This window comes from Nocardiopsis sp. Huas11 (assembly GCF_003634495.1).
Classification (GTDB): domain Bacteria; phylum Actinomycetota; class Actinomycetes; order Streptosporangiales; family Streptosporangiaceae; genus Nocardiopsis.
In genome coordinates this window covers 4,665,543-4,675,867 of sequence record NZ_RBKY01000001.1, presented here as the reverse complement: position 1 = coordinate 4,675,867, position 10,325 = coordinate 4,665,543, and the positions used below count along the sequence as shown (strand labels likewise).

The following is a 10,325-nucleotide window of genomic DNA, read 5'->3' as shown; positions in this document are numbered from 1 at the left end:
GATGAGTAGCGGCACGGTTGCGTGGGTGTCGAAGCGCTTCGACAATTGACCCCATCGTAGGAACCGCCCACGGGTGTGACAAGACCCCCACCCCAGATCTCCTCCGGGCGGCGACCAGGCCGCGGTGCCGCGGAAGGGGGTGAAGGAAGGGCGTGAGCACGGCCGGAAGCCGTCGAGGCTCCACCGGAGTCCGCTCATACGGCTCTCGGCCTTCGCCGGGTCCGGGAGGCACACCGCTCTCCGGCGCCCGAGAGGCCGGCCGTCCTGAGCTGCGACGGGATCGTCCGTCCGCTCAACGCCTCGTTCCCGCCGGGGTCCGGGGCACGTGTCGGCGTGGCCGATCCGGGGCACGTGTCGGCGTGGCCGGTGTTCGGAAGCGCCCGTCAAGGCTCGGGTGTCACGCGCGGTGTCACAGTGATTCGGTGCTCTTGACCGAGGACTCGCGCAGGTTCAGCTCCGGCAGGACGAGCACGCGCTGTCCGGGGCGGCGCCGGCCCTCCATGAGCCTGGCGACCATCATCTCGACCGCGACCCGGCCGACGCGGGCCTTGGGCGGTCGGACGGCCGTGATCGCCGGCTGCGCGAGATGGGCGACCTCGTCGTCGTAGCCGACGAGCGCGATGTCGTCCGGGATCGCGACCCCCTGCTCGGTGAGGTACTGGGCCACGGATATGGCGTCGGGGTCACTGTGCACGATCAGGGCCGTGCTCCCGGACCTGCGGCACCGGTCCAGGATGCCCTCGATGATCCGGCGGTGGCCCGGCACGTAGAGGGACACCCCCTGCCGGACCACGAAGTCGCTGGGCAGGTCGAGTTCCTCGCAGGCCTTGAACCAGCCCTGGACAAGGTGGGCGGACGTCGGGCTGCCCTCGGACAGCACCAGTCCGACACGGCGGTGACCGTGCTCGTGGAGGTGGCGTACGGCCATCTCCAGACCCAGCGCGTGGTCGCTGCGCACCCACTCCAGCTGACTCGCGGTCGGCGTCCAGTGGGGGACCTGTCGCTCCACCATGATCGTCGGCACCGGCAGGTCGCCGATCCAGTCGACCATCTCGTCGACGCCCTCACCGTCGAGGGTCGGGGCCAGCAGCAGGCCCTGCACCTGCCCGGCCTCGATCAGCCGTCTGACCTGGCGGCGGTCCTCGGCCTGGTCGTAGCTGGAGCCGCGCAACTGGAGCTGGACGCCGAGAGCGGCGGCGGCCGCGCGTGCGCCACCGACGACCCGCGGCCAGTAGTAGTCCAGGGAGGGCACGACCATGCCGATCGTCAAGGGCGTCGGCTCGGGGCGCTTCCGGCGCGGCGGGTCCTGGCCCGGATGGAGTTCGGTCGGCAGGGTGGCGCCCCCGTGCACCTTGGTGAGCAGGCCTCGTGCGGACAGGGCGGCAATATCGCGCCGCACGGTCAGCTCGCTGACCTCCAGCAGCCTGGCGAGGTCGCGGACCCGCACGGTGCCGTGTCGGCGCACCTCGCCCATGAGCCGTTCCCTGCGCTGGTGAGCGAACGGACGGTCTTCGGTCATCCGGGCCTTCCACGAAAGATGATCTGTTCGTGTGTGAACGTTTCTGTGCGTTCGTGTTCGAGAGGTAGCGGATTCGTGCTGTTGCCTACTATCCCTGGTTCAACGCAGTCGGTGAAGACAGGCCGCGGGTCCGGCGCAGACCGCTCATGGGAAGGCACACCCGGCGCGGACCCACGGCCCCGGCGCTACCCCTCGAACTAGGAGAATCCGTGCACCACCCCCGTGCCCCCCGCACTCCCCGAGGTGACCGTTCCCCCGAACCTCCCGCACACAGACGCCTGTTCCGCGCGGTGCTGACGGCCGCGCTGACCACACTGCTCGCCGTACCGGCCGGCGCCGCGTCCGCCGCCTCGCCGGCCGCGGCGGCACCGGCGGCCCCGGTGACTCCGGCAGCGCCGGCGGCCGAGGCGGCCGAGCTGGACGCCTCCCGGTTCGGCGGCGTGAACTGGGCGGCTCCCGGAGACAACTTCATCGACGGCCCCGTCGTCCCCGAGGGGTTGAGCGAGTCCGATGACTACGCGACCGTCAGGGCCAAGGCCGACGCCGTCTACAGCGGGTTCGAGAGCACCGTCGGCGCCAACACCGTCCGGCTGCCCATCAACACCTACTCCGTCCCCGGCACGGCGTGGGGCGACGCCTACTTCGGGGCCGTCGACGCCGCGACGGACAGGGGCATGCAGGTGATCCTCTCCTACTGGGAGGACGGCGCCGCCTCCGGAGGCAGGATCGACGACGAGGCCGCCTTCTTCGCGATGTGGGACGCCGTCGTCGACGAATACGGGTCCACCGACCTGGTCTACTTCGAGCCGATGAACGAGCCCCACGGGTACAGCGCCTCCGCGTGGGCCGACCTCGCCGTCGACTGGGTCGAGCGCTACCCGTCCGTCCCCCGGGACCGGATGATCGTGAGCGGCAGCGGCTACAACGGCGAGGTCGTCTCGGTCTGCGGCGACAGCCGCCTGGACGGAACCTACGTGTCGCTGCACCTGTACGCGTTCCAGTTCGATTCCATGAGCTACGACGAGTGGGTGAACCTGTTCCGGGAACGGATCGGTTCCTGCGGCGCCCGCACGGTTCTGGACGAGTTCGGCGCCCCGATGGACGACGGCCGCGACTACAACGAGTCGGACAGCTCGGACAACTTCGTGCGGTACATCCGCGCCGCCACCGACACCGTCCAGGACCTCGGCATGGGCTCGGTCTACTGGCCGGCCCTCGGCGGCAAGCACACCTACCGGCCCGACTACGACTGGTACTCCCTCTTCGCCCTCCACGGCAGCGGCACCGACCTGTCGCTGAGCGTGCGCAACCCCACCGGGATCGACCGGCTCACGTACGCGTTCGGCCTCAGTGGCCGCACGCCCGACACGGGGCTGGCCAACGTCGGCGTCCCGGGCTGCCTCGACGTCCCCGGAGGGACGCAGGAGAACCGCACCCAGGTCCAGATCTACGACTGCAACGGCGGATCGAACCAGCAGTGGACCAGGACGGCCACGGGGGAGATCACGGTCTACGGCGGCGCGAAGTGCCTGGACGCCCTGGGAGGGGCGGGCGACGACGGCACAAGGGTCGGCATCTACGACTGCAACGGCCAGGACAACCAGAGGTGGACCTTCCACTCCGACGGCACCCTGCGCAGTGCCGCGTCCGGCCTCTGCCTGGACGTGAGCCGGGAGACGTCCAAGGCCCAGCTGTGGTCCTGCTGGGGCGGCGACAACCAGCAGTGGCAGGTCGTCTAGGAGCCGTCGGCCCACCAGGGTCGAGCGGGTGCTGTCGTGCGAACGGCCGGCGAGTGGGACGCCGGCCGGTCCAGCGCGGCGGCACCCGCGGCAGCTCACGCTTGCGCTTGCGCTTGCACGGCCTCGCGGAGGCGATCCAACCTCAACCGATTCTCCTGCACCCAGTCGGAAGGGTCATCGATCGGCATGCGCACCGCGATCTGTGTCGATGGCGCATCCCGCACGGTCACGTCCACAGGCTCCTCGGGCACCACCTCGACCCAGGCGGTCCGTTCTCCTCTGGGCCACTCGGCCCGCTCCCCCGCCTGAAGCGCATCAAGGCAGCGCTCCCAGTCATCCAGGTCCTCGGGCGACACCACCAGCCCGACCCGACCGTGAACGAAACCGCTCCTCACCACGACACAAGCGTCGAAGTGTCGCCCATCCGCGCCATCCAGTGGTTCACCGCACTGCACCTCAACGGCGATGCTCTGTCCCGGATCCTCGAATCGGAAGAGTTCCAACGTTCGTTCTGCGTCGGTCACAGTCACCTCGTGAGTGCTCGCGAAGGGGCGGCCTTGATCCTCTCGCACCTCGCCACTGCGGACACCCCTTCTTCGGAATCCGCTGGTGTCGTCCACGGCCGGGCACCGCAGCACCGTACTCACCCTGGTCTGCCACCATGAAGCGTTCGACCTCACCGCCCCCAGGCACCGATCAGGAGCACACGACCCGTGGACACCGGTGCACTGCTGGCCGCTCACGACGCCCACGTACGCACTCATGTCCCCGATCCCCCTCCGCTCGGCGCGGTCGTGGAACGCGACGGACCGCTGGTGAGCGTCCACTACGGCACCCACGCCGTGGTCGACCACACCGACACCACAAGGGCCGACGTGCACGGTCTCGTCCGGCGCGTCCAGGACACGGCTCGCAGGCGGACCGAACCTGTCGAGTGGCGCGTCCACTCCCACGACAGCGCCGGCCTGGCCGAGGCCCTGCTCGCCGCCGGGTTCACCCCCGGGTGGGAGCGCTCGGTCCTGGTCGCACCGCTGGACGCCATCCCCGACGTCGCTCCGCCCTCGGTGCACGCGCTTCTGCCAGGGACTCACCACTACGCGGACCAGGCTCTGCTCATGTCCGAGAACGGCGGACCGCACCGACGTGCGCTCTCCGAGCAGAAGAGGGACGGGATCCGTTTCGAATGCATCGATCTGAAGCTGATCCGGGACGACGAGGTCACGGCGCTGGCCTGGTTCCACCTCCTCCAGGGCACACCGTTCGTCGCGGTGGAGGGCATGAGCACCCCGTGTCCCGCACTGCTCAGCGCCATGGCGGAGCGGACCCGGCCGACCATGCCCCGCACCTGGGGATGGTGGAATGCCGGAATCCGCTTCGTCGTCGCCGAGGCCGACGGTGACCTGCGGCGGATGTACCTCGGCGCGGGGTTCCACGAGGTGACGACAGTCCGCTCCCAGCACTGGTCCCCGCCGGGAGTCCCGGCCGACCAACGACCGGTGCGGCAACTTCTCTTCGAACCCGAGCACGACGACCTGTGGGACCGCTTCTACGCGCGGTTCTCCTTCGCGCCCAGCGTGAACGTCCACCCGGCCATCCGCGAACCCGCGGAGTCGGTCACCTGGTTCCTGGACGGTCCCGGACCCGCGTTGGATCAGGCCATCGTGCCCGAACTGCTCGCTCTCGCCCGCGCCGACGAGCCCCTCTACTGGCTGGACTGGAACCACGCGGGCTACCGGTTCGACCCGAGCCGCGTCGGCGGCCCCGGTCGCCCGGGCGTGCCAGGCCAGGTCTTCCCTGACGGGGACTACTACATCTACACCACGGCCGACCTACGGCTGGGAACGTTCGGACACCCCTGGGAGAACACCCTGTGCGTGTTCGGCCGAGAGTTGCTGGACCGTGTCGAGGACGGCGTCACCGCGCTCCTGGGCGAGCCCACACGCAGGGGCGGCCGGAACACGCACCGTGTGTGGACCTTCGGTCCCGACCCCCGCTAGCGGATGCGAAGAACGTCTGCGAAGGTCAGCCGGAGATCGTCCCGTCGCCGTCAATACACAACGCAGGATCGTGGACGAACCTGCGCGCGGCCGGTGGCCCTCAGGCGGTGTCGTCGGTCGACTCGTAGGCCAGTGCGGTGGCCAGCCCGAAGGCCAGGTGGGGCACGAGGTCGGAGATCCACGACTCGGCCGACCACTCGCGCGGATCGGTGACCCCGAGCGCGGTCATCGGGGCGGTACTACCCAGGTTGGCCGCGGCACCGGCGGCGACCGCGAGCAGGGGGACCGGCAGCCCGGGCCAGCGGGAGCGCGCGGCGCCGTAGAGTGCTCCGGCCACCACCCCCGTGGCGATCCCGAGCAGGGGTCCGATGCCCGAACGCCGGTTGGCCTCCTCCTGCGAGTCCTCTGCCAGCGGTGTTCCGGTCAGTTCCTCCACCTTCTGGACGGTCGTCTCCGGAGTCGTGCTGGCCGGTCTGGCCCGCAGCGCCATGTCGAGGTAGGTGACCGTGTTGAGCGCCGTGGTCCCCGCGGCGCCCGCCAACGCACCGCGCAGCAGGTAGTGGGTCATGGCCTTCCCCCGTACGTCGACTTCGCCCGCTCTGTGATGGCACTCCCCTAACCCCGGGGCCGGCGGGCAAACCCGCCGGGACGCCCCGGCGCGAGTGACGGCGGGTGCCGCGTCGTGTCGTGTCGCTGACAGTGTGCGGGGAAGACCGACCCAGGAGCCGGTTGTCCGGTGTTCCCACGGGCGGTACCGGCCGCCCCGAGCACAGAGAGCGGTGACCACCGATGATCCGAGTCGTGTGGAACGGGGTCGTCCTGGCCGAGGCGGAACGCACAGTGATCGTGGAGGGCAACCATTGCTTCCCTCCCGAGTCGGTGCGCCGCGAGCACCTGACGGACTCGGCCTCGCGAACGCTGTGCCCTTGGCTCCATTCAGTCCACCGCCCGTCGGCCGGTGTTGGTCGAGTCGGTGACGACGGGTGCGTCCCGTTCCGGGCGGTCCCGCCCCGCGTCGGTGCCGTCGGGGGTGGTCTCCTCCATGCAGAGGGAGTGACCGGGGCCGATGGGAGGGAGAGCCGACAGCGCCTGGGCGGTCTACTCCCGCGGGCGGTAGGTGATGCCCGCGACGACGAGAGCGGCGAGTGCGGGAAGGAAGTAGGCGCCGATCGACAAGATGCTCAGAGCGGCGAGGACGAGCACGAGCGCGGAGCAGGTCCAGATAGCGATGCGCCAGTACCGCTCCGGCACAACAGTCGGTAGCGCGGCGACCAGCGTCACCGACCCGCCCCACACGAGCACGTTGGAGACCTGGTCACCGGTGACCACGAGCAGGAGCGTGGCCGCGGCGGCGAACACCGGAGCCGTGATGAGGGCGGCGCGTGCGATGAGCAAGGACATCGTTTCTCTCCCGAAGGTACGGCTGTTCACCGGAGGCCGATCCGGCCTCCGGTGAACACTCACCAGGACGTGGGTTTCCAGGACACCTGGGTTCTTTTAGTTGAGGGTACGCTCCAATTGATGATTGAACGACAGCAGGGAATTGCACCCACCGGACTTCGACCAGTTCCAGACACCGCGCAGATTCCCGCTGGCCTGGCCGTGTACCGTGTTCCTGTCTGCGTAGACATGGGTGTCGATGGTGACGCAGAAGAGATTGTTCCGGAAGTGGGCATAGGTGCTGGAAGTCGTCTGCGAGGAGTTGTAGACGTTGTTCCAGTTATGGCTCTCCAGGCTCCAACCCGAGGTGGAGAAGTGACGGGTTCCCTGGTTCCCCACAGGCCCTGGCGAGGACAGCACACCGGAGCCGTTCCATGACCACGTGGTGTGGTTCGCCACCTCGGCCACCTTGATGCCGGGGGGATCCTCATACCACGACCACAGGTAGCCCTCGGATCTCGTGGCGGCACGAGCCGCTTCGGCTTCTGCTTCGGAGCCTGCTTCAGCAGATGCTTCACGAATCGCCTCGGTTTCCTCGTTGCCCGCAGGGGCCTCCTCACTTCCCGCAACCGGCGTCGAAGCGAGCCTTGACTGGCAGGTGTCGGGATTGAACGCCACCTCGTTGACGGTGACGGCGGACTCCCCCGGAGCCAGGGACGCCTCGTCCTGGAAGTGGCACGTTCCCTCTTCACCGGCCTCCCCCTGGACGGTGTACACGTCCGCCGACCGCGCGACGACATCGGTGTAGACGATCCATCCGGAGCTGTCGGGCGTGGGAGGCTCGTAGGGAGTCTGCTCCTGCGCGGACGCACTGGCGGCCGCGACGGCGATCAACGCGCCGGAAAGCAGGGAGGAGGTGACGACCTTCTTCAGAGCACGCATATTTTCTTTCGGGGGCCGGGGGTAATTATTACTGAATCCAACCCTAGGAGGGCACCAATTAGCCAACAAGGGGAACCGGCATATCGCAGATGTCCACATGTGGCCACGGAGACCACCTGCACGTTTCATGGAAAGCGATTTACCCAGTTTGCCCTGATAAAATGCGGGTATGCCGGTTGTCTATTTGCGAATAAATACTTCCTGCTCGCTGGAATTTACATACCGCGCAGCTCGACCACGCGTGCGGAGCCAGAGGCGTTTCCAGGGCTCTGTCGTTCTCGCGGCCTGTGCGGGTTGGTCATGCAAGACCGAATACAGCGAGCGGGCGGCGTTTGTCCCGGGCCGTGGTGCCGCAGCCCCGCAGGGATACTGTTCCGTCCCGCCAGGAGAAGGACGCCGATGGCCAGGTCCCGCAGTGAGGCCGGCACCCGAGGTGGTGCGCCGCGGGTCCGGACCCGGCAGGGCCCGGCAGGGGGCCGAGCGCGGGGGTTCCGCTGCTCTTGGTCTTGGCCTCGTGCTGGTCAGGGACCACCCCGTCAGAACTGGTCTCGATCGCGAGAACGACAGGGCTCTGGAAACCAATAGTGAGCGCAGGACCGGGATGACCAGCCGCTTGCGCGCTGTCGGACGTGCCGCTTCGATCATCCGCTGACCACTGGTCGTCATGCGGGTGCACTCCTTGAGGTCGCCGGTCCGGGCCCGGGCCCCCCGGTCATGTGAGAACCACAGTCGCCCGAGGGCCACCGGATTCCGCGAACCCCGAAATCATCATCCGCAAGGCGTTCGATGATGGCCGAGCCGCCGACGCGAACGGCCCTGGACCTGAAGGACCCGCACCGGGCGGGTGACCAACGAGGTCAAGCGAACGCAAGTTCCAACAGGAACAACGCCGAACGGGCGCCGAGGACCGAGCAGGCCAGGAACAGGATGTTCAGGTGCAGCGAAGTGGTCACCCGATCTTCACTTTGGGCGGGTTTTGAACTCTCAAAGGATTCCAGATAATCCTCGATCTCCCGCGCGCATCGACGATTCGTCGGATATCCGGCGAGCGCTCCGATCAAAGATCCTCCCAGGTTGAAGCACCAGTACTTTTCACCGCTCCTCGTGATGACATCCACTCCCCCTTCCCAAGTCACACTCGAAACCTGTTCAGCAGGAATCACGGTCTTGCTGAAAAGGTTCCTTATGACAACGACCCCCTCTCCGATCTGGATATTAGTGAAGAAGCTTGCCTTGAGAAGGAACCACCAAGTCACCGGAAAGAAGATCGCGAGAAACCATACCGTCCATCGCTCCACCTCCCCTGGAGCGTGCGCTTCCTCCATAGTCCAAGCCAACCAGAACAGGAAGAACGGTATGACAACAAGCACACCAAAAGAAGCCGTCCATCTATTCCGAAGGGTCTTCCTGCGACCAAGAGAAGTGTCTTTAAGATTCGTCATATATATCAATTCCACCCCACCACATATACAACGCACACCGGAACAGAGGCCTTGTGAATCCACCCGCTGGGCCTCATGTGCTCCGCTGGCAGGCACCGTACTCCTCCGCCTCCCCATCGACATTTCCAGTCATGCGGCTCGGCAAGCTCCTCGCGGGGGCCCTCTCTCGACCATCCCCCGAGGAAGCCGTCTCGAAGACCCGAGGTGCCCCCGGCGAGGCCGCCGCCGTCGAGGCCCGCTGCCGAATCCTGAGCCGTCCCTCTGGCGTGCGCGGCACCAGGCTTCGTCACACGCGTCGTGACGGCGGACACGGCCGCCCAAGCCCGGGTCGGTGCGATCACCCTCTCAGGGACACAGAACCTCAGAGACACTGAACTCCCAGGTCGGTGACCTGGGAGTCCTGGGTTACTCGGCTTCTCCTGACCGTCACGTGAAACCCCGGTGGAGACGGGTCAGGTGTCAGCGGCCGGCGCTCTGAAGGCAGGTGATGTAGGCGTCGACGAAGTGGTCGGTCAGACCGTCGGCGTCGGGCCTGAGCGAGGTGATGTCGTCGGCGTACCCCTTGGCGCGGTCCACCAGCCCGCCGAACAGACCCGGGGCCTTCTCCCGCAGGTGTCCGTCGGCGTCGATGTAGCGTTCCTCGGCCACGTGCGCGTACAACGGGCCCGGCGGCACCCGGGGAACGATGTCGTTGTTGTTGACGAAGCGGTGGGTGCGCCCCCGCAGGGCGCCGTCGTAGGCGCTGGCCAGCTTCTGGTCGCAGGTGCGGGGCTGACCGAAGGTGTAGACGCCGTCGGCGGTCAGTTCCGGATCGACCAGGCTGACGCGCGCGGCGGCGAGCATGGCCAGCGCTCCGCCCAGGCTGTGGCCGGTGAACCACAGGGTCTGGTCGTTGGTTCGCAGCTCCTCGAGCGCCACCAGCATCTGCGGGTAGATCGCCTCCAGGGCCGTGTCGAACCCCCAGTGCACCATGCCCTTCTTGGACGAGTGGGGGACCATGGGCGCTTTGGCGTCGGACAGCCAGTCCATGATCTGGGTGGGCTCGGTCCCGCGGAAGGCCGCGATGATCATGTCGCCGCCGGCCATGACGTAGGCCTGCGTGTGGTCCAGGGCGAAGGGCGGGGAGAAGTCGGCCTCGAAGAAGCGGAAGCGATCGAAGCCCCACTCCCGGGCCTGCTCGCGGGCCGTGCCCTCGTCCGCGTAGGCGAGCTTGGCCGCATGGGCCAGGCACAGCGCGTGGTCCAGGCCGTAGTCGGTGGTGGTGTGGTCGAAGGCGACCATGGTCATGGCGTTCTTCCTCATGTCA

The 10,325-nt window shown here is 67.8% G+C and carries 9 protein-coding genes and 1 pseudogene; 3 read left to right on the top strand and 7 right to left on the bottom strand.

Features of this window, described 5'->3' with window-relative positions; all coding sequences use genetic code 11:
• Positions 1–409 precede the first annotated feature (409 nt).
• Positions 410–1,519, bottom strand: coding sequence for a substrate-binding domain-containing protein (locus tag DFP74_RS21020; protein ID WP_121183976.1), 1,110 nt, complete (start codon positions 1,517–1,519; stop codon positions 410–412).
• 290 nt (positions 1,520–1,809) lie between these two features.
• On the opposite strand from DFP74_RS21020, the gene DFP74_RS21015 reads away from it, so the two are divergent.
• Positions 1,810–3,258: a ricin-type beta-trefoil lectin domain protein gene (locus DFP74_RS21015; protein ID WP_121183973.1), complete on the top strand. Its 1,449-nt coding sequence runs from the start codon at positions 1,810–1,812 to the stop codon at positions 3,256–3,258.
• Positions 3,259–3,353: 95 nt separating this feature from the next.
• On the opposite strand, the gene DFP74_RS21010 is transcribed toward DFP74_RS21015, so the two are convergent.
• On the bottom strand, positions 3,354–3,782 hold the full coding sequence (locus DFP74_RS21010; RefSeq protein WP_121188406.1) for a DUF5959 family protein: 429 nt from the start codon (positions 3,780–3,782) through the stop codon (positions 3,354–3,356).
• Between the two features lie 189 nt (positions 3,783–3,971).
• Between DFP74_RS21010 and DFP74_RS33965 the strand changes: the two genes are divergently transcribed.
• A complete protein-coding gene (locus DFP74_RS33965) occupies positions 3,972–5,255 on the top strand; it encodes a DUF2716 domain-containing protein (RefSeq protein ID WP_199725732.1) in 1,284 nt (427 codons plus the stop codon).
• Positions 5,256–5,355: 100 nt separating this feature from the next.
• On the opposite strand, the gene DFP74_RS21000 is transcribed toward DFP74_RS33965, so the two are convergent.
• The gene (locus DFP74_RS21000; RefSeq protein WP_121183971.1) at positions 5,356–5,823 is read right to left on the bottom strand and encodes a hypothetical protein; all 468 of its coding nucleotides are present in this window, start codon (positions 5,821–5,823) and stop codon (positions 5,356–5,358) included.
• Positions 5,824–6,044: 221 nt separating this feature from the next.
• Here DFP74_RS21000 and DFP74_RS34950 point away from each other — a divergent pair.
• Positions 6,045–6,173, top strand: a pseudogene (locus tag DFP74_RS34950) (DUF427 domain-containing protein); the annotation flags it as partial.
• A 180-nt stretch (positions 6,174–6,353) separates the two neighbouring features.
• Here the strand turns inward: DFP74_RS34950 and DFP74_RS34535 are convergent.
• From DFP74_RS34535 to DFP74_RS20980, 4 genes are all read right to left on the bottom strand, one after another.
• Positions 6,354–6,656: a hypothetical protein gene (locus DFP74_RS34535; protein ID WP_233571431.1), complete on the bottom strand. Its 303-nt coding sequence runs from the start codon at positions 6,654–6,656 to the stop codon at positions 6,354–6,356.
• A gap of 96 nt (positions 6,657–6,752) precedes the next feature.
• The gene (locus DFP74_RS20990) at positions 6,753–7,577 is read right to left on the bottom strand and encodes a hypothetical protein (protein ID WP_121183967.1); all 825 of its coding nucleotides are present in this window, start codon (positions 7,575–7,577) and stop codon (positions 6,753–6,755) included.
• An 857-nt stretch (positions 7,578–8,434) separates the two neighbouring features.
• Positions 8,435–9,115: a hypothetical protein gene (locus tag DFP74_RS20985; RefSeq protein WP_147453897.1), complete on the bottom strand. Its 681-nt coding sequence runs from the start codon at positions 9,113–9,115 to the stop codon at positions 8,435–8,437.
• 363 nt (positions 9,116–9,478) lie between these two features.
• Positions 9,479–10,321, bottom strand: a complete 843-nt coding sequence (locus DFP74_RS20980; RefSeq protein WP_233571083.1) for a lipase family protein — start codon at positions 10,319–10,321, stop codon at positions 9,479–9,481.
• Positions 10,322–10,325 lie beyond the last annotated feature (4 nt).